At 60.2% G+C, this 19,522-nt stretch carries 17 protein-coding genes; 5 read left to right on the top strand and 12 right to left on the bottom strand.

The features are described from left to right. Window positions 1-61: 61 nt before the first annotated feature. Entirely contained in the window at window positions 62-742 is a 681-nt protein-coding gene (locus AUP74_RS04490) for a phosphoadenosine phosphosulfate reductase domain-containing protein (protein ID WP_083260815.1), read from the bottom strand. A gap of 104 nt (window positions 743-846) precedes the next feature. Next, a complete protein-coding gene (locus tag AUP74_RS04495) occupies window positions 847-1,251 on the bottom strand; it encodes a GNAT family N-acetyltransferase (RefSeq protein WP_158514538.1) in 405 nt (134 codons plus the stop codon). Window positions 1,252-1,524: 273 nt separating this feature from the next. Here AUP74_RS04495 and AUP74_RS04500 point away from each other — a divergent pair, with 273 nt between their 5' ends. Beyond that, complete coding sequence (locus tag AUP74_RS04500) at window positions 1,525-3,693, top strand: TonB-dependent receptor family protein (protein ID WP_069946522.1); 2,169 nt, start codon at window positions 1,525-1,527, stop codon at window positions 3,691-3,693. Between the two features lie 78 nt (window positions 3,694-3,771). Here AUP74_RS04500 and AUP74_RS04505 read toward each other — a convergent pair whose 3' ends face one another. After that, window positions 3,772-4,947, bottom strand: coding sequence for a class I SAM-dependent rRNA methyltransferase (locus AUP74_RS04505; RefSeq protein WP_069948708.1), 1,176 nt, complete (start codon window positions 4,945-4,947; stop codon window positions 3,772-3,774). A 173-nt stretch (window positions 4,948-5,120) separates the two neighbouring features. Here AUP74_RS04505 and rimO point away from each other — a divergent pair, with 173 nt between their 5' ends. Further along, window positions 5,121-6,491, top strand: coding sequence for a 30S ribosomal protein S12 methylthiotransferase RimO (rimO, locus tag AUP74_RS04510; protein WP_069946523.1), 1,371 nt, complete (start codon window positions 5,121-5,123; stop codon window positions 6,489-6,491). Window positions 6,492-6,589: 98 nt separating this feature from the next. Beyond that, window positions 6,590-6,940, top strand: a complete 351-nt coding sequence (locus AUP74_RS04515; protein ID WP_145924316.1) for a hypothetical protein — start codon at window positions 6,590-6,592, stop codon at window positions 6,938-6,940. A 90-nt stretch (window positions 6,941-7,030) separates the two neighbouring features. Here AUP74_RS04515 and gmhB read toward each other — a convergent pair whose 3' ends face one another. The 3 genes from gmhB to glyQ are packed head-to-tail and all read right to left on the bottom strand — an operon-like array spanning window position 7,031 to window position 10,644. Then, entirely contained in the window at window positions 7,031-7,588 is a 558-nt protein-coding gene (gene gmhB / locus AUP74_RS04520) for a D-glycero-beta-D-manno-heptose 1,7-bisphosphate 7-phosphatase (protein WP_069946525.1), read from the bottom strand. 6 nt (window positions 7,589-7,594) lie between these two features. After that, window positions 7,595-9,676, bottom strand: a complete 2,082-nt coding sequence (glyS, locus tag AUP74_RS04525; protein ID WP_069946526.1) for a glycine--tRNA ligase subunit beta — start codon at window positions 9,674-9,676, stop codon at window positions 7,595-7,597. Then, window positions 9,676-10,644 (bottom strand): glycine--tRNA ligase subunit alpha, encoded by a 969-nt coding sequence (glyQ, locus tag AUP74_RS04530; RefSeq protein ID WP_069946527.1) that lies wholly within the window; start codon window positions 10,642-10,644, stop codon window positions 9,676-9,678. Before glyQ ends, glyS begins: the two co-directional genes overlap by 1 nt. 169 nt (window positions 10,645-10,813) lie before the next feature. On the opposite strand from glyQ, the gene AUP74_RS04535 reads away from it, so the two are divergent. Further along, window positions 10,814-11,701, top strand: coding sequence for a lysophospholipid acyltransferase family protein (locus AUP74_RS04535; protein ID WP_069946528.1), 888 nt, complete (start codon window positions 10,814-10,816; stop codon window positions 11,699-11,701). A 37-nt stretch (window positions 11,702-11,738) separates the two neighbouring features. On the opposite strand, the gene AUP74_RS04540 is transcribed toward AUP74_RS04535, so the two are convergent. Further along, window positions 11,739-12,974, bottom strand: coding sequence for a NupC/NupG family nucleoside CNT transporter (locus tag AUP74_RS04540; protein WP_069946529.1), 1,236 nt, complete (start codon window positions 12,972-12,974; stop codon window positions 11,739-11,741). A gap of 42 nt (window positions 12,975-13,016) precedes the next feature. On the opposite strand from AUP74_RS04540, the gene AUP74_RS04545 reads away from it, so the two are divergent. Then, on the top strand, window positions 13,017-13,628 hold the full coding sequence (locus AUP74_RS04545; protein ID WP_069946530.1) for a CDP-alcohol phosphatidyltransferase family protein: 612 nt from the start codon (window positions 13,017-13,019) through the stop codon (window positions 13,626-13,628). 12 nt (window positions 13,629-13,640) lie between these two features. Here the strand turns inward: AUP74_RS04545 and AUP74_RS04550 are convergent, their stop codons facing one another. The 5 genes from AUP74_RS04550 to def form a co-directional block, all read right to left on the bottom strand. Beyond that, window positions 13,641-15,092: a TrkH family potassium uptake protein gene (locus tag AUP74_RS04550; protein WP_069946531.1), complete on the bottom strand. Its 1,452-nt coding sequence runs from the start codon at window positions 15,090-15,092 to the stop codon at window positions 13,641-13,643. Between the two features lie 20 nt (window positions 15,093-15,112). Next, window positions 15,113-16,498, bottom strand: coding sequence for a Trk system potassium transporter TrkA (gene trkA / locus AUP74_RS04555; RefSeq protein WP_069946532.1), 1,386 nt, complete (start codon window positions 16,496-16,498; stop codon window positions 15,113-15,115). A 43-nt stretch (window positions 16,499-16,541) separates the two neighbouring features. Beyond that, the gene (gene rsmB, locus AUP74_RS04560; protein ID WP_069946533.1) at window positions 16,542-17,858 is read right to left on the bottom strand and encodes a 16S rRNA (cytosine(967)-C(5))-methyltransferase RsmB; all 1,317 of its coding nucleotides are present in this window, start codon (window positions 17,856-17,858) and stop codon (window positions 16,542-16,544) included. Between the two features lie 31 nt (window positions 17,859-17,889). Next, a complete protein-coding gene (gene fmt, locus AUP74_RS04565) occupies window positions 17,890-18,852 on the bottom strand; it encodes a methionyl-tRNA formyltransferase (RefSeq protein WP_069946534.1) in 963 nt (320 codons plus the stop codon). 75 nt (window positions 18,853-18,927) lie between these two features. Beyond that, window positions 18,928-19,434, bottom strand: coding sequence for a peptide deformylase (gene def, locus AUP74_RS04570; protein ID WP_069946535.1), 507 nt, complete (start codon window positions 19,432-19,434; stop codon window positions 18,928-18,930). Between the last annotated feature and the right edge of the window lie 88 nt (window positions 19,435-19,522).

Consider the following 19,522-nt stretch of genomic DNA (forward strand, 5'->3'; position numbering starts at 1 on the left):
CCGACCTAATAAAAACGGCCGCATGCGCGGCCGTTTTTATTTCTGGGCAAAGGGCTTCAGCCTACTTTTGCAGTAATAGTCCACACTCACGGTGCTCCTCACCCTTGGTGGGATCGAAGTAGACATCATTGTCGGGCAGTTCTTTCTCCACCACGTACTCCTCGACGTCCAGTTCATTCAAATGGAACATCGGTGCCACGCGGATGGTGCCATGGCTGCCTTTGGTGAATATGTCCAGACCCTTGCGGTGTGCATTCTGATCGTGCCGGATACCGTTTAACCACACGTCGGGCTGCAGGTCTTCCATCGCGCGATTGAAGGGTTCCAGTTTGACCGTACGGGAAAAGAAATCGTGCTCCGGAGTGTCCAGCGCCGGGATACCCCCGTAAACCGCGTTGTAGTGCGCCGCGGACATCTTGGGCGCGTAGGCGTACAGGTTAAGCCCGAAGTCTTTGATCAGCCGCTCGATATGACGATAGGTTTCGGGAGTGTTGTACCCGTGATCGACCCAGATGACAGGGATATCAGGTTTGATTCGCGTAACCAGATGGAGAAAGGCCACCGCGAGCGGACGGAAGTTGGTAAAGACCACCGGATTACGTGCATGCTCGATGGTGAACCGCATGATCTCGCTGGGCTTGTCATTGCGGAAACGCGCATTCAGCGACGGCAAATCCATATCGTGACGGAAGAGCGGTTCTACATCTTTGCTGGCGGCGAGATTAGTGCTAGTGCGAGCCATGGCTTACCAGTTTAGAAAAGTGACAATGGTAAGAATCCTACTCTGCCTCGAAAGTACTGAGAAACATTAAAAAGAAGTGTATCCCTAACTTTTAGTTATAACTCTCAGGCGGCAGGTCTGCTTTTGTTTCTACTCTGGTACTGCATCAGGAGTCGGTGCTGTCCACCGGCCGCAGGTTGGCGCTCGCGCTCGACGAAACCCTGCTCCTGCAGGAAATAGCGGGCCCACAGGTTTTCCTGGAGCACCCAGGTATGTAACTGCTCACGGTCATGTTTCACGACTGCCATCAGCGACGAGCCGATTCCCCGCCCGGTGATCGCCGGACTCACGCAGAGCCAGGCCAGCACATTGCCGGGTTCCACGAGTGCGAACGCATCCGCCGCTTTGCTTTTCGCGGATGCGAACACCACGCACATTTCGGCGCCGAGGCAGCTTCTGCGGAAAACGCACAGACGGTCCTGCCAGTATTGCCGGGGCAGGGACGGATGAGCGGAGACGACGGTGTACAACCACAGTTGTTCCAGCCGTTCTAGATCTGTGCACGTTGCCGGTCTGATCATACTGCACCGTTAGTAAACACTCGCGCACCATGCTAGTCCCGCACACCGCCGACTCCTAATGCGGTCACAGCGTGCAAGGGGAAGGGATACGCTGACAGGGAAGAGCTGCGGTGGGACAAAATTTTCATAAAAGCACTACAAAAATAAAAAATGCTGATAAAATACAATCATTCTCATTTCCAACACGATTAATAAGTCTAACGACTCTCTCCCGGAGGATGTATGACCCGCTTTGTTCTGTCGCCGCTCGCCTTAGCTCTCGCGACTGTGGCCGCTGCTCCTGTGCTGGCCGAAGAACAACCCGCTCATCTGGAAACAGTGACCGTTATTGGTGATAACGCGGAAGCCGAACGCCTACCCGGCTCGGCGCATGTGGTAGATGCTGAGGATCTGGCAAAGTTTGAATTTGTCGATATCAACCGTATCGTGCGCTCCGTTCCGGGGGTCTATCTCCGCGAAGAGGATGGTTATGGCCTCCGTCCGAATATCGGCATCCGTGGCTCCGGCAGCGGCCGTTCCAGCAAGATCTCCCTCATGGAGGATGGAGTCCTGGCGGCACCCGCACCATACGCGGCTCCCTCCGCTTATTATTTCCCCACCACCGGCCGCCTGAATGGCATCGAGATCCTGAAGGGCCCCTCAACCCTGCAGTACGGCCCGTTTACCGTGGGTGGTGCGGTGAACCTGCTGAGCACACCCATCCCCGATAGCAGCGCCGGAGTGGTCAAGCTCGAGGCGGGACAGAACGGTGAAAACCGACTGCACACCTATTACGGCAGCAGCACCGAGAATGCGGGCTGGCTGCTGGAAACACACCAGCAGGTTGCCGATGGCTTCCGCGATATCGATCGCGCTGGCAGCGCGGATATCCAGAAAGAGGACTATCTGCTGAAAGGCCGACTGAAGTCGGATGCAACCGCAACTTACCAGCAGCAACTGGACGTCAAACTGCAGTATTCCGAAGAACTGTCCGGTATGAGCTATGTGGGCCTAACCGACGCAGATTTCGATGCCGATCCGAATCGTCGCTACGGTCTCACCGCTCTGGACGAAATGCAGAACCGTCACAGCACCGTGCAGTTGAATCACACCATTGCGCTCAGCGATAGCTTCGCACTGCACACGCAGGCCTACCAGAACGAGTTCAAGCGCGACTGGTTCAAGACTGATAATGTCGGTGGAATCCTGGATGCCGCCAATGAAGGGGACAGCTTTGCCCAGGCAGTACTGGACGGGGATGCCGATTACGCCGGCATCGAACTCAAGCACAACAACCGAAAATACGAGTCCCGCGGTGTCCAGTTCAGCGCTGAATGGCAACTGGCTACCGGAGATATCTCCCACAACCTGAATATCGGCGTGCGTCGCCACTGGGATGAAGTGGATCGCTTTCAGCCGGTAGAGACTTTCGACCAGGTCGATGGACAGCTGTTGTTTGTAGAAAAAGAGTTGCCGACGGGCAGTAACAACCGCGTCGAAGAGGCCGATGCCACCGCCCTGTTTATCTACGATGAGATGGGCCTGACCGAAAAGCTGACCCTGACCGCAGCCCTTCGTTATGAAGATGTGGAAACCTCCCAGCAGCGTTACGACGACGTGGCCCGCAATGTAGACGGAAGCTACCGCAGCAATGCCGTTGACGAGTGGCTGCCGGGCGTTGGTCTGGTCTACGACCTGAACGCCGAGTGGTCGTTGCTGGCGGGTGTCCACCGCGGCTTTGCGCCTCCCGGGGCGGGTTCCGAAGACGGCGTGGGCGCGGAACTGTCCACCAACTACGAGTGGGGCGCTCGCTTCGACAACGGTGCGCTGACCGGGGATGTCATCGCCTTCTTCAGTGACTACGAAAACACCGTGCAGAACTGCACCATCGCTGTGAACTGCCCCAACGGCGCCGACAGTGGCACCTACAGTCTGGGCGAGGCGGAAATCCAGGGTATCGAAGCTTCCCTCGGCAGTGAGTGGGCACTCGCTAACGGTTGGGTCATGCCGCTGCGGGCCACCTATACCTACACTGATGCCGAGACCACCGGTGACGCCGATGGCGGCGAGGTGCTGGCAGGCGACAACCTGGCCTACGTGCCGGAGAACGTCTTCGCCGTTTCCACCGGTATCGACAGCGGTGCTGACTGGCGCTTGAATCTGACCGCGGCCTACCAGGATGAGATGTGCATCAACACCAGCTGCAACCGTCCGGGCAGCGATGCGATGAACCGCACCGAGTCCCTGTGGGTGGTTGACGCCGCTGCGCACTACGACTTCAGCCAGGCACTGAGCGGTTACCTCAAGATCGACAACCTGCTGGACGAGCAGGCGATCATCAGTCGCGATCCGGACGGCGCCCGCGCGAACAAGCCGCGCACCGCAATTGTGGGAATGCGCTACGCCTTCTGATCCGTCGGGAGAAATCGGAAGCAAGAAAAAGCCGCGGTATGACCGCGGCTTTTTTATGTCTGATAGTAATCTTCGATGTCAGCGCAAGTGAACAAAATGTGCCTTCAGGTAACGGGTTTCAGGAATTGCCGGGTGCACCGGGTGATCGGCACCTTGATAGCCGCTGGCGAGAACGCCAGCTTCCCGTCCCAGTTTCCGTGAGGCGCCGCGAATACATTCCATGAGTTCGTCGGCTGCCAGGTGCATGGAGCAGGAAGCACTCACTAACAGGCCGTCACGCGGCAACAGTCGCATGGCCAGTTCATTGATATGTCGATAGGCGGCGAGCCCCGCCTTATGATCCTTGCGCCGTTTGATAAATGCCGGTGGATCCAGCACCACCACATCATAACGGTTACCGGCAGCCACCAGTTCCTTGAGGACATCCACGGCCTTCCCGCGTAGGGTCTCTAGCCTGTCCCCGGCATTGTTGTGGTCTCCGTTTGCCCGACACCAGTCCAGCGCCTGCTGGGAGGCATCGACGCAAGTGGCATGGGAAGCGCCACGGGCGAGTGCCTGAACGCCCCAGCCTCCGGCATAGGAGAAGAGATCGAGCACACGTTTGCCTGAGACCCAGCGATTCAGCAGTGCGCGATTTTCCCTGTGATCATAGAACCAGCCAGTTTTTTGGCCGGAATGTACGGGAGCCAGCAGGGATACTCCGTTTTCCTCGAAGGGAGCCAGTTCAGGAACATTTCCTTTTACCACTTCGTTAACGAGTGGCATGTCTTCCATCGAGCGTCCCTGATGGTCGTTGCGGAGCAGAATGCCACTGGGCTGAACGAGCGTATCGAGGATTTCGATGACATCGGAAAGCCAGTGTTCCATCCCCCAGTTGCTGACCTGCACTACCAGGACATCATTAAAGCGATCCACCACCAGACCAGGGAGCAGGTCCGAATCTCCATAGACGAGGCGATAACTGGGATGTGGGAAATAGCGCTCGCGTATGACCAGGGCCTGCCGCAGGCGTTCCTCCAGGAGCGCACGGTCGAGAGGAGCCCCACGGGAGACTAACCGGCCACAGATAAGCTGGCTGGGGTTTACGAACGCGGAACCCAGCGGTTTCCCCTGACTGTCGACGACGGCGCACTGGCTGCCGGCTTCGATGCCCTTGAGGGGCGAGCGCCTGGTATCCACCTCGTTGCTGTAGATCCACAAGTGTCCCCGTTTCAACCGACGCTCAGCACCGCGGTTCAGAATAAGTTCTGCCAAAATAGGCTCCAGTTCGCGAAAAATTGCCGCAATTCTCACCCTTGCCACACAGCAGTCAAGCTTCGTGGACTGGCATTAAACAATCTAGGCAAGGTTGGCAACGCTGGTTAGTATTGACCGCTATTTAGACACTTTGTCGAATGGTCCCTGCGGGGAGCCCAACGGGAGATACCATGCGCGAATCTGATCAGGCGACGCCCCACACGGAGGAACAGGCAACGGAGCAACCCGGCAAGGTTGGTTTCGTCTCACTGGGTTGCCCCAAGGCAACGGTCGACTCCGAGCGCATCCTCACCCAGTTACGCATGGAGGGGTATCAGGTGGTGCCCTCCTACGAGGAGGCCGACGTGGTGGTGGTCAACACCTGTGGCTTTATCGACAGTGCCAAGCAGGAATCCCTCGATGCCATCGGCGAGGCGCTGCACGAGAACGGCAAGGTGATTGTCAGCGGTTGCATGGGGGTAGAGGAGGACGCTATCCGCCAGGCACACCCGAGCGTCCTGTCAGTGACCGGGCCGCAGCAGTATGAGCAGGTGGTCAACGCCGTTCACGAGGTGGTGCCACTACAGGCCCAGCATGACCCATTTGTCGACCTGGTACCGCCGCAAGGGATCAGGCTCACTCCCAGGCACTATGCCTACCTGAAAATTTCCGAGGGGTGTAATCACTCCTGCAGCTTCTGCATTATTCCCAGTATGCGCGGCAAGCTGGTGAGTCGGCCTGTGGGCGATGTCCTGGGCGAAGCCGAGCGGTTGGTGAACGCCGGGGTACAAGAGCTGCTGGTGATTTCTCAGGATACCAGCGCCTACGGTGTGGACCTGAAATACAAGCTGGATTTCTGGGATGGGCGCCCGGTAAAAACCCGCATGCTCGAACTGTGCGAGGCGCTGTCTTCCCTGGGCGTATGGGTGCGCCTCCATTACGTCTACCCCTACCCGAATGTGGACGATGTGATTCCACTGATGGCGGCGGGCAAGCTGCTGCCGTACCTGGATATTCCGTTCCAGCATGCGGCACCAAAAATTCTCAAGGCCATGAAGCGTCCGGCGTTTGAAGACAAGACTCTGGCACGCATCAAGAAGTGGCGGGAAATCTGTCCCCACCTCACCATCCGCTCCACCTTCATCGTCGGGTTTCCGGGTGAGACGGAGGACGATTTCCAGTATCTGCTCAACTGGCTTACCGAAGCACAGCTGGATCGTGTCGGTTGCTTCAAATATTCACCCGTGGATGGTGCACCGGCGAACGATCTCGCTGACCCGGTCCCCGAAGAGGTCAAGCAGGACCGCTGGGAGCGTTTTATGGCGCACCAGCAAAAAATCAGCGCCGCGAGGTTGCAGCGCAAAATGGGCCTTGAAATCGAAGTTCTGATCGATGAGGTCGATGAAGAGGGGGCAATCGGACGCAGCTGGGCCGATGCTCCCGAGATCGACGGCATGGTGTTCCTGAACGGTGAGCAGTCCTTGCAGCCAGGTGACAGGGTGCGCGTGCGGGTGACCCATGCCGATGAGTACGATCTCTGGGCAGAGGTAGTGCCGGTCTAGCCCGTCAGGCGGGCTGCCTGGTGCAGCGGCAAGTTGCCGTTCACGTTGGCGGGAGACTAGAACTGGGCTTCTCGTTCCCAGCGTCCAGAGGTGGGCCCATGTCCAGAGTATTCGCCCTAATGCTGGCTCTCTGTCTCTCCGCCAATCTGCCACTGGCCGCGAATGCGGCCGAGCCGGAAGACCCGGGTCTGCGCAGCGCCGGTGAGCTCGCCCTGCGCCTCACTGCCAATTACGTCGGCGTCCCCGAAGAGCAGCTGCGCCTGCAGTCGCTCCAGGCCGTGCAGTGGCAGGACAGCAGTCTCGGTTGCCCCAAGCCGGGCCGCCGTTATCTCCCCAGCGTCATCAACGGTTACAAGGCGGTCGTGTCCCATGGGGCGCGCGATTATGCGGTACACATGGCCGATGGGAGGGGAACGGTGTGTGAAGGGGTATTGCGGGAAGGGCCCTGAGAGAACAGAACCTACCGCTCGATCCGAATGGGTTGAGTCCTGAAAGGGCAAATCCATCGGGCTATTCGAACCGTTACGCGCGTTGCTTCCCTAGTGGTGCTGTTGCAAAAGGAAGCTGGAGAAATGGGCCAGATCGTCGAACACCGCCGTGACGGCGAGCGCAGGGTCCGGCGCACTGAGCAGGGACTCCAGGGTCTCGCTGCCGTGACCGGTCCGCACCAACACTGGCTTGCAGCCTTTGGCGACTGCCGCCTGCAGATCCCGCAGCCGGTCGCCGACGAAATAAGAGTCGTGCAGGCTGGTATCGAATTCCGCTTCGATCGCATCGAGCAGTCCGGTTTCCGGTTTGCGACATCGACACCCATCATCAGGCCCGTGGGGGCAGTAGAAGATGGCTGCGATCTCCCCTCCGGCATCCTCCACCAGACCTCGCATCTTGGCGTGCATCGCCTCCAGGTCGTCCAGATCGAAGAGGCCATGGGCCAGGCCCGGTTGGTTGGTGGCGATCACCAGTTGATAACCGGCCTGGCTCAGTGCCGCCATAGCCTCGATACTGCCCGGCAGGGGCTGCCACGCATCGGCAGAGGTCACGCCCTCTGCCGGTTCGCAGTTGATTACCCCATCCCGGTCCAGCACGATCACGGACATTAGCGCTTACTTCGCAGGTGCCAGCAGGGAGATGTCGGCAACTTCCAGGAACAGCGCGCGCAACTGGGCCAGCAGCGCCAGACGGTTGTTCCGCAGAGCCTCGTCGTCGGTCATCACCATGACGTGGTCGAAGAAGCTGTCGACGGTTTCCCGCATACCGGCGAGGCCTGCCAGGCCTTCGGTATAGCGGCGCTCGGCATAAATCGGCGCTACCTGCGCCCGCGCATCCTCTACTGCGGCATAAAGAGCTTTCTCGGCATCTTCCTGCAGCAGGCTCTGGTCCACGTTGCTGGGTACCGGGCCCTCGAGCTTGGCGAGAATATTGGAAACCCGCTTGTTGGCGGCGGCCAATGCCTGAGCTTCCGCCAGCTGGCTGAACGCGTAAACTGCCTGCACGCGGTTGTCGATATCCAGCGGCTGCGACAGGTTGCGCGCCGCCACTGCCATAAATACCTCCGCCGGTACGCCCTGGTCCTCGTAGCGGGCGCGGAAGCGCTCCAGCACGTAGGTCAGGGTCTGGTCGACCACGGTGTTGTACTCGCCCAGTGCGGTGCGCGGGTATTGGTCGCGGGCCAGTTCCAGCAGTGCGCGCAGGTCCAGGTCCAGGTCTTTCTCCACCAGCAGGCGAATGATGCCAAGGCTGGCGCGGCGCAGGGCAAAGGGGTCGCGGGAGCCACTGGGGGGCTGACCGATACCGAAGATTCCGACCAGGGTATCCAGGCGGTCGGCGAGGGCGATCACCGTGCCGATATCACTCTTCGGCAGCTCATCACCGGCGAACTTCGGCATGTACTGCTCGTACATGGCCTTGGCCACATTCAGCGGCTCACCATCGTTTTCCGCGTAGTAGTAGCCGGCGATACCCTGCATATCGGCAAATTCGAACACCATTTCGGTGACCAGATCGGATTTGCACAGGGCCGCGGCGCGCTCCGCCTGGGACTCGTCCGCACCAATCATCTTGGCAATGGCCGGCGCGAGCCGCGCGAGGCGCTCGGTCTTGTCGTATACCGTGCCCAGCTTCTGCTGAAAAATCACCTGCTTGAGTTTTTCCCGGCGGGCTTCGAGACTGGTCTTCTTGTCGGTTTCGAAAAAGAAAGCGGCGTCGGAGAGACGCGGACGGATGACCCGCTCGTTGCCATGGATTACCTGAGCCGGATCCTGACTCTCGATGTTGGACACGGTAATAAAGAAGGGCAGTAGCTGGCCGTCTCCGTCCACGACGTGGAAGTACTTCTGGTGTTCTTTCATGGAAGAGATCAGTGCTTCCGCTGGTACCTCGAGGAAACGCTCCTCGAAGCGACCGGTCAGGGCCACCGGCCATTCCACCAGCGCGGTCACCTCGTCCAGCAGATCGTCGTCGATAACAGCCTCGCCATTGACGTTGTGGGCCTCGGCGGTGACCTGCTCGAGGATCATCTCGCGGCGTTCGGCAAAGTCGGCGACGACATAGCCCGGCTCGCGCAGCTGCTGCACGTAGTCCTGGGCAGAGTGAATCTCCAACTCGCGGTTGCAGTGGAAGCGGTGGCCGCGGGTGGTGTTGCCGGCCTTGAGGCCCAGGACCTCACCGTCGACGACGCGGTTGCCGAACAGCATCAGCAGCCAGTGTACCGGGCGCACGAATTCCTCTCGGCGCGCACCCCAACGCATGCGTTTGGGAATGGGCAGTTGTGCCAGCGCCTTGTCGACGATGCCCGGCAGCAGGGAGTCAGTGGCAGCACCTTTCTGTTCGCTGACAAAAGCCAGCCGCTCACCCTTGTCGGTTTCCTTGCGGGACAGTTGCTCCACGGTTACGCCATTACTGCGGGCAAAGCCCTGGGCGGCCTTGGAGGGGTTGCCGTCCTTGTCGAACGCGGCCTGCACAGCGGGACCGAGTTTCTCTACCTGCTTGTCCTGCTGCTTTTCTGCCAGACCGGATACGGCGACGGCCAGACGGCGCGGGGCGGCATAGGCCTTGAGGTCACCATATTCGAGCTCGGCGGCCTGCAGCCCCTGGGCGATGCCGTCGGCGAAGGCGTTCATCAAAGTGCGCAGTGCTGTCGGCGGCAGCTCCTCGGTGCCCAGTTCAACCAGAAAATCCTGCGCCATTACTGCTTCTCCTCTTGCTTGGCTTCTGCTTTCGCATGTTCGGCCAGGATATCGGCCTTGAGTTCCTCTGCTGCCAGCGGGAAACCGAGGGAGCGGCGCGCGTCGTAATAGGCCTGGGCCACGGCGCGGGCCAGGGTGCGCACACGCAAGATGTAGCGCTGGCGCTCGGTGACGGAAATCGCGTGACGGGCGTCCAGCAGGTTGAAGGCGTGGGAGGCTTTCATCACCTGCTCGTAGGCGGGCAGGGGGAGTCCCAGCTCGATCAGGCGCTGGCTCTCGCGCTCACAGTGATCGAAGGTGTTAAACAGGAACTCTACATCCGCGTGCTCGAAGTTGTAGTGGGACATTTCCACTTCGTTCTGGTGGAACACATCACCATAGGTGACTGGGCTGCCATCCGGATTGCGGGTCCAGATCAGGTCGTAGATGGACTCGACACCCTGCAGGTACATGGCGATACGCTCGAGTCCGTAAGTAATTTCCCCGGTGACCGGGAAGCACTCCAGGCCGCCCACCTGCTGGAAGTAGGTGAACTGGGTGACCTCCATCCCGTTCAGCCATACTTCCCAACCGAGGCCCCAGGCGCCGAGAGTGGGGGATTCCCAGTTATCCTCGACAAAGCGGATATCGTGCACGGCCGGGTCGACCCCCATGGCGCGCAGGCTGTCCAGATACAGCTCCTGGATGTTGTCCGGCGAGGGCTTCAGTACCACCTGGTATTGGTAGTAGTGCTGCAGGCGGTTGGGGTTTTCCCCGTAGCGGCCGTCGGTGGGGCGGCGGCAGGGCTGCACATAGGCCGCGTTCCAGGTCTCAGGGCCGATGGCGCGAAGGAAGGTGGCCGGGTGGAAGGTGCCGGCGCCCACTTCCATATCCAGAGGCTGTAGAATGACGCACCCCTGGCGCGCCCAGTAATCCTGCAGGGCAAAAATCAGGCCCTGGAAGGTGCTGAGGTCGTATTGCTTGGACACCGCTATCTCCGGCTGTGATGTGTTCGGTCCGCCGCGCCCCGCTGGGGCGGGCAAAGGGACGCAATTATAGCGGTAGCGGGTTACGCACTAAAGGCGCCTTCGGCGGGAATCGGCCGGGAATCCGTGCGCAGGTGTGCTGCCGCGCAAATTTGTATAGGAAGTTTTGGCATTGGACATCAAAGGGGCACTGGCTGCTGGTGCACTGAAACTGGTGGGGAAATTACCGCTGCGCTGGTCGCGCCGCCTGGGGAAGGTTGTCGGCTGGCTGGCGGTGCTGTTCCGCGGCGAGAGCCTGCGGGTGACCCGCATCAACCTGAGCCTCTGTTACCCGAGCATGGATCCCGGCGAGCGGGAGCGGTTGGCGCGCCAGAGTGTGGTGCACACCGCCGTGACCGGCTTCGAAGTGGCGACTCTGTGGCGCCAGCCCTGGAGCCGCAGCGAGGATCTGATCATGCGGGTCCGCAACCAGCAGCTACTGACCGACGGCGTTGACGAGGGCCAGGGCGTGCTGGTTTTGATGCCCCACACCGGCAACTGGGAAATCTTCGGTATGTACCTGGCCACCCTGGGCCCGTCCACGGCACTCTACGCGCCACCGAAGATTGCCGCACTGGATCCGATTATTCGCGCCGGGCGTGAGGCCACCGGCACCCAGATGGTGCCCACCAACGTGCACGGGGTTCGCGCCCTGCTCAAGTCGTTGAAGAATGGCGATATCGTCATGGTGCTGCCGGACCAGGAACCAGATACCTCCGGCGGCGACTTCGCGCCCTTCTTTGGCAAGCCGGCCCTGACCATGACCCTGGCCCACAATCTGCTCAAGCGCACCAAGGCCCGCTGTGTGTTCGGCTTTGGCAGGCGCGTTGAGGGCGGCTTCGAACTGGTGTTTCTGCCCGCCGAGCAGGCCATTTACAGCGACGAGCAGAAGGTTTCCCTGGCCGCCATGAATCGAGGCGTTGAGGCCTGTATCGCCGAGGCGCCGGAGCAGTACCAGTGGGAGTACAAGCGTTTCCGCCGGGGCCCCGAGGGCAAGACCCGACTCTACGCCAAGGGCTGAAGCGTAGCGGGGCGCCACCTCCGGCAGGGACCGGGAATCAAAATCCCTGCAACAGGCCCACTACCGTTCCCGTCATGCAGGTCGCCAGCAGGCCGGCAAACAGTGCGCGGGTGGCCAGGTAGGCCACCTCCGCCGTGCGCCCCGGCACGATGGTGGAAATGGTGCCCACCACCAGGCCGAGACTGGCGAAGTTGGCGAAGCCGCAGATCGCATAGACGAGGATCAGGTTACTGTGTGGCGACATGGCCTCGGGCCCCAACTCCGCCATCTTCTGGTAGGCCACAAACTCGTTAAAGATCAGCTTGATACTCATCAGTTCGGCCGCCAGCGGGATATCCGCGCTATCGACACCCATCAGCCAGACCACCGGGTGGAACAGGATCGATGCCAGATACTCCAGGCTGATGCCCTCCCCGAAAATTGCTCCCAACAGTGCGTTGACCAGGTAGATCAGCGCAAATAGCACCACGATCATGCCGATAATGTTGAGCAGCAGCTTCACCCCGTCTTCGGTGCCGCGCACCAGCGCATCGAGGGTGCTCTGCGCCTCGCTCTGCACCGTCGGCACGTGATGCTCCAGCCGATCCGCCGGCGGTATCCACAGCTGGGCGAAGAGCACCGCAGCAGGCATGCTGATCAGCGATGCCACCAGAATGTGGCCGGCCGGGTTGGCGACGATATTCTCAAGCTGGCTGGCGTACAGCACCATTACCGTCCCCGCTACCGTGGACATGGCGGCGGTAATCAGCAGAAATAGCGTCGAGCGGGACATGGACTGGAAATACGGGCGCACCAGCAATGGCGCCTCGACGATGCCGAAAAAAACACTGGAGGCGACGCTGAAGGTCTGCAGGCCGTCGAGGCGCAGGGCTTTCTGCAGTAGAAAACCCAGGCCGCCGATCACCTTCTGCAATACTCCCCAATAGAACAGGATGGCCGACAAGGCACTCATCACCAGTACAATGGGCAGTACCTGGAAGGCAATGATAAAGGGTGTGCCGGGACCGTCCGCGACGAAGGGCAGATCTCCCCCGCCGAGATAGCCGAACATATAGCTGCTCCCCGCCAGTGCCGCCTGTTCGAGGGTCTTCACTGCGCTGTTGAGGCTGAGCAGGGCAGTCTGCACCCAGGTAACTTTCAGCATGATCCAGGCGGTAGCAAATTGCAGTAACAGACAGGCGAGGATCATCCGCGGTGAAATGGCTCTGCGGTTTTCACTCACGAGAATCGGGATGGCGGTGAAAACCAGAATCCCCAGAAGGCCTTGCCACATGAAAAAAAATCCCCCGGCGCCAAACGGCGCGACTGAAACAAAATGACAGAAGAACAAGCTCCGACAATCTGGCGCCACCTGCCCAATGTGCTCTCAACCCTGCGCATCCTGCTGATCCCGGTGATCATCTGGCTGTCACTAGCCGAGCAGGCTGAAGCGGCCCTGGTGGCTTTTATCATTGGCGCACTGACCGACTTTTTCGACGGCCGGCTGGCGCGGCGCTTTCACTGGCACAGCCATGTTGGCGCGCTGCTGGACCCGGTAGCGGATAAACTGTTTGTGCTCTGCCTGATGCCATTGGTCTGGCACCTGAGTTCTGTACTTACATTGTTTGTGTGGCTGGTCGTAATCCGCTACGCGCTGCAACTCAGTGTATTCCCGGTGCTGATGGGCTGGCTCAAGCGCCCCTTCAAGGTCGCACCAAAGCTCATTCCCAAGGTCGCTACCGCCGTGGCTTTTCTGGTGCTGGGACTGGGTTTCGCCCAGCAGGTGGCGCTGGAGTGGACACCCCATTACGCGCCCAGTGGAAACTTCTTTGGCCAGTCCATCATGGCCATGAGCGCACTGGGGTGCCTGCTGGAAACCTGGGTGCTGGTCACCTTCGTGCCGCGTTATTTCCAGATTATCGTCGGCACCAGAGACACCTTCGAATAAACGTTTGGCCGTTCAGTGTCGCCAGAAGGCCGGAGTTAGCAGCACCAATAATGTGAAAATCTCCAGGCGACCCATCAGCATGGCCAGAATCAAAAACCACTTGGCGACCTCATTTACTTCGCCATAGTGGGCCGCCGCATCCCCCAGCGCCGGGCCGATATTGCTCAGGCAGGAAGCGACGGTGGAAAACGAAGTAACAAAATTTTCACCGGTCGCCATGACGATAATCGTGAGCACGAAAAACGACAGAATATAAACGGCGAAAAATCCCCACACCGCATCCGTTACCCGTTCGGGCACAATCTTTTTGTTTACCTTGATCGGTACCACCGCATTGGCATGTACCAGCCGGTTCAGCTCCCGCATGCCGGACTTCATGATCAGCATCCCGCGCACCGCCTTGATGCCGCCACAGGTGGAACCGGCACAGGCACCGAGAATGCCCAGCATCAGCAAAACGTACGGAAGAAAAGCGGGCCAGGCCGAGAAGTTTTCGGAGGCGAAACCGGCCGTGGTGCCGATGGATACGACCTGGAAAACACCGTGCAATAAACTGCTGCCTGCACCAAAAATTCCCTGGCTCCACAGGTAGAAGCTGATCAGCACCGCCGCAAAAAAAGTCAGCGTTACCCAGAAACGAAATTCGGAGTCTTTCCAGTAATGGGACAGGGTGCGATTGCGAAAGGCAAAAAAGTGCAGGCCAAAGTTGATGGCCGCAGTAAACATAAACACGATACAGATGGCCATGATTGCATGGTTGTTGGCATAGAAGCCCATACTTGCATCGTGGGTTGAGAAGCCCCCATTGGCAACCGTGGAAAATGCGTGCCCTACCGCATCGAAGACCGTCATACCGGCCCACCAGTAACCGAGTCCGCACAATACGGTGAGAATGATATAAATCACAAACAACGCCCGTGCCGTTTCCGCAATGCGCGGGGTGAGCTTGGTGTCTTTCACCGGCCCTGGTGTTTCTGCTTTATAGAGCTGCATACCACCAATGCCGAGCATCGGCAGGATTGCCAGTGCGATCACGATCACCCCGATGCCGCCAAACCACTGTAATTGTTGCCGGTAATAGAGGATGGCCGGCGGCAGGTTGTCGAGCCCGGTAATCACCGTCGCGCCGGTAGTGGTCAGCCCTGAGATACCCTCGAAAATAGAGTCGGTAATACTCAGGTCCGGCTGCGGACTGATAATGAGTGGCAGCGAACCGAAACTGCCGAGAACCAGCCAGAACAGTGATGTCACCACGAAACCGTCACGGGTACGCAGGTCCTGACGCAGGTCGTGCACCGGCAGCCACATGAAAAGACCGGTCACCAGGGTAATGATGAAAGCAGCGGAAAAAGCCGTGTGGGTACCGTCGTGATACCAGAGGGATACACCGATGGGCGGCAGCAGTGTCAGGCTGAACACTGTCAGGAGTATTCCGAAAATTCGCGCAATTACTGCTATTCGCATCGGCGCTGGTCAGCCTGTTGTCAGAAGAAACTGAAGCCCACTTGGAACAGCTGCTCCACGTGGCGGGTGTGACGGCGGTCTACCAGGAAGACGATCACGTGGTCATCGGTCTGCACCACCACGTCGTCATGGGCAATGAGCACCTCACTGCCTTGATCCGTCTCCCGCACAATAGCGCCGATGGCGGCGCCCTCGGGGAGATCGATATCCTCGATTTTTCGGCCCACCACTTTGGAAGTGCGCTGATCGCCGTGGGCGATCACTTCAATGGCCTCGGCTGCGCCGCGCCGCAGGGAATGCACGTTTACCATATCGCCCCGGCGCACGTGGGTGAGCAGGCTGCCGATGGTGTTCTGCTGCGGCGAGATGGCAATGTCGATTTCTCCCCCCTGCACCAGGTCCACGTAGGCGCGGTTGTTGATCAGTGTCATCACCTTACGGGCACCGAGGCGCTTGGCCAGCAGTGACGACATGATGTTGGCTTCGTCGTCGTTAGTCAGGGCGAGGAAGACATCGGTATCTTCAATATTTTCCTCGAGCAGCAGATCCTGATCCGAGGCGCTGCCGTGCAGGATGATCGAGTTGGATAATTCCTCGGACAGGAAAATGCAGCGCTCATGGCTCTGCTCGATAATCTTGACCGAATAGCGGTTTTCCAGCTTGTGGGCCAGGCGCAGGCCGATATTGCCGCCGCCGGCAATGGTGACGCGCTTGTACCCCTGCTCGAGGCGACGCAGTTCACTCATCACCGCACGAATATCGGCGCGGGCGGCAATGAAAAACACCTCATCACCGGCCTCGATGACCGTATCCCCCTGGGGAATGATGGGGCTGTTGCGACGGTAGATGGCGGCCACCCGGGTATCCACCTTGGGCATATGCTGGCGCAGGTAGCGCAGCTGGTGGCCGACCAGCGGGCCGCCCTGTACGGCACGGACGGCAACCAGCTGTACGCGGCCGTCGGCAAAATCCAGTACCTGCAGGGCGCCCGGGTTTTCCATCAGGCGGGCGATATATTCCGATACCAGTTGCTCAGGGCTGATCAGAACATCGATGGGAATGGCACCGGGATCGAACAGCTGCGGGTATTGAAGGTAAGAGGCGGCGCGCACCCGGGCGATCTTGGTGGGCACCCGGAACAGGGAGTGCGCGATCTGGCAGGCGGCCATATTGGTTTCGTCGTTATTGGTGACAGCGACGAGAATGTCCGCATCCTCGATACCCGCCTCCAGCAGGATATCCGGATGGGATGCATGGCCGACGACCACGCCGATATCGATGCGATCGCGCAATTCGCGCAGCGTTTTTTCGTCGCTGTCGATAAGGACAATGTCGTTGCGCTCGGAGGCGAGGCTCTCCGCCAGGGAACCGCCCACCTGGCCCGCGCCGAGAATGACAATTTTCATAGCTGAAAACAGCCGCCTTTATTTTTTGGCCGCGGGCTTGAGCCTACGACTTCTGTAGCAGGGCATAGTAAAAACCATCCCCGCCCTCTGGCCGGGGGAACAGTTGCCGGCCGGCAGACTGTGCTGCACCCCACTCCATGCCACACAGCAATTCCGGTGTATTGTCGCGCGCATCCGGGGTATCCGCAATGAAGCGCGCCACCACTTCGCTGTTTTCAGCCGGCAGTATCGAGCAGGTGGCATAAAGAAGCGTGCCACCGGGTTTTAACAACTGCCACTGGGCGCGCAGCAGCTGCCCCTGTAATTCTGCCAGCGCGGGGATGTCATCGGCGCGCCGTAACAGCTTGATATCCGGATTGCGGCGAATAACGCCGGTGGCGGAGCAGGGGGCATCCAGCAGGATGCGATCGAAGGGCTCGCCGTCCCACCAGGCATCGGTCTGGCCGGCATCGGCACAGATGAGCTCAGCTTCGAACCCGCCGCGGGCGAGATTATCCGCCACGCGATCCAGGCGCTCCTCGTCGATATCGAGGGCACTGACACGAAGGTCCGCAGCCAGCTCCAGCAGATGAGAGGTTTTGCCACCGGGCGCAGCACAGGCGTCCAACACCCGCTCGCCCTCTACTGGTGCCAGCAGCAGCGCCGCCAGCTGGGCGGACTCGTCCTGAACGCTGACCCGCCCCTCGGCAAAGCCGGGCAGGGAATCAACCGGGCAGGCGGCCTCCAGGGTGATGCCCACCGGGGAAATCGCGCAGGCGGTGGCGGCGATTTCTGCTCGCTGCAGCTCACCCAGATAGTCGTCGCGACTCTGGTGTTGCTGGTTGACCCGCAGTGTCATCGGCGGGTTGGTGTTGTTGGCGCGAAAAATCTCCGCCGCCTGTGTTCCCCAGGCGCTCTTGATTGCCTGCTGGAGCCAGGCGGGGTGCATGGAGCTGAACTGCGGATTGCCCGAGAGTTTGCGTTGCAGGGTCTCATGGTTGCGCAGCGCATTGCGCAAGACACCATTGATCACGCCGGTGGCCCGATCGAGTCCCAGGCTGCGAGCCGCATTGACGGTCGCGGAAATCGCTGCGTGATCGGGAATACGGGTGAACTCCAGCTGGTAAAGCCCGAGCAGAATCAGGGCGCGCACCTCGATATCCGCGGGTGGTTTGCGCAGCAGCTTATCGGCCAGCAGCTGCAGGCGCGGCGCCGTGCGGGCGCCGCCATAGCAGAGTTCCCGCAACAGGGAGCGGTCCCGTTCGGGAACGGTGTGTTCCGCTGCCGGCAGCAGTCTCGCCAGGGAACCGCGGGACTGCAGCAGTTCCGCCAGCACGCGAGCGGCGGCGGCACGGACGTCGATGCGGTTCTTTTCATTCATGGTGATTGAGTTGCTCTGCGCACATATTCAGTCATTGCCCCAGCTGGCAGCCAGGCGCCAGCAGCTGTCCGTGTCCGCGCAGGAGTTCATCTGCGGACAGGACTTTCTTTCCGGGCAGCTGCAATTGCTGCAGGCGCAGCGCTTCACGCCCGCAGGCGACCAGGATGCCCTCTTCATCAGCGGCGATGATCGTGCCGGGGACCTCGCTGTGACAGCCGCGCTCCAGTCGTGCGCGGTAAATACGCAGACGCTGTTCGCCCTTGCCGTCGTTCAGTGTGGTCCAGCAGACCGGGAAGGGGTTGAAGGCCCGGATACCGCGCTCGATTTCAACAGCCGGACGTTGCCAGTCGATCCGTGCCTCATCCTTGCTGATCTTGGCTGCGTAATTTGCCTGGCTGTCGTCCTGCACCTGAGGTAATGCTGTGCCTGCGGCGAGCTGTTCGAGTGCCTCGAGCAGGGCGGGGCCGCCCAGTTCAGCGAGCTTATCGTGCAGGCTGCCACCGGTTTCAGCGGGGCCGATCGGGCAGCGTCGCTCCACCAGTACCGGACCGGTATCCAGTCCGGCCTCCATCTGCATGATGGCAACCCCGCTCTCCGGGTCGCCGGCCTCGATGGCCCGCTGGATGGGTGCGGCGCCACGCCAGCGGGGCAAGAGTGAGGCGTGGACGTTGACGCAGCCGAGCCGCGGAATATCCAGTACGGCCTGCGGCAGTATCAGTCCGTAGGCGACCACCACCATGATGTCGGCGCCGAGCGCCCGGAGTTCTGCCTGAGCATCGGCATCGCGCAGGCTCTGGGGCTGGTAGACCGGAAGATCGTGCTCCAAGGCCAGCGCCTTCACCGGGCTGGGCAGCAGTTTCTTGCCGCGGCCGGCGGGCCTGTCCGGCTGGGTGTATGCGGCAACAACGGTGTGCTCGCTGTCCAGCAGTGCCTGCAGGTGGGCGGCAGCAAAGTCCGGCGTGCCGGCGAAAATAATTTTCAGTGGTTTGGCCATGGCTCTCTTATAAACGCAGACCGCCGGTGGTTGCCGGCGGTCGAGTAATGGGGCTGTGGTGGGCTTGCCGTTCGGTCAAGCGCGCTGGCGATGGGCTTTTTCCAGCTTGGAGCGGATGCGGTTGCGCTTCAGCGGGGAAATGTAGTCCACGAACAGTTTGCCATTGAGGTGGTCGAGTTCGTGCTGGATACACACGGCGAGCAGGCCTTCCGCCTCCATCGCAAACGGCTCACCTTCACGGTCGAGCGCCTTGACGCGCACGCGGCGCGGCCGCTCCACGGTTTCATAAAAACCGGGCACGGACAGGCAACCCTCATCGTACTGGTGGTGCTCCTCGTCGAGCACTTCGATTTCCGGATTGATGAAGACGAGCGGTTCACTCTGGTCTTCGGAAACGTCGATAACAACGATGCGCTTGTGTACATTGATCTGCGTGGCGGCGAGGCCCACCCCTGGCGCGTCGTACATGGTCTCAAACATGTCGTCCACCAGGGATCGCAGCTCGTCGTTCACCTTGTCGACGGGCTTGGCGACCTCGCGGAGGCGCGGATCGGGGAATTCGAGGATCTCAAGCTTGGCCATAACACCTGTGACAAACTTCTAGTAATCGTGGAACTTGCGCTGATAACATAATGATCGCGCTCGATATTTGCCGCAGGGAGCCCTATAT

Origin of the sequence: Microbulbifer aggregans (genome assembly GCF_001750105.1) — a bacterium.
In the GTDB taxonomy this organism is placed as follows: domain Bacteria; phylum Pseudomonadota; class Gammaproteobacteria; order Pseudomonadales; family Cellvibrionaceae; genus Microbulbifer; species Microbulbifer aggregans.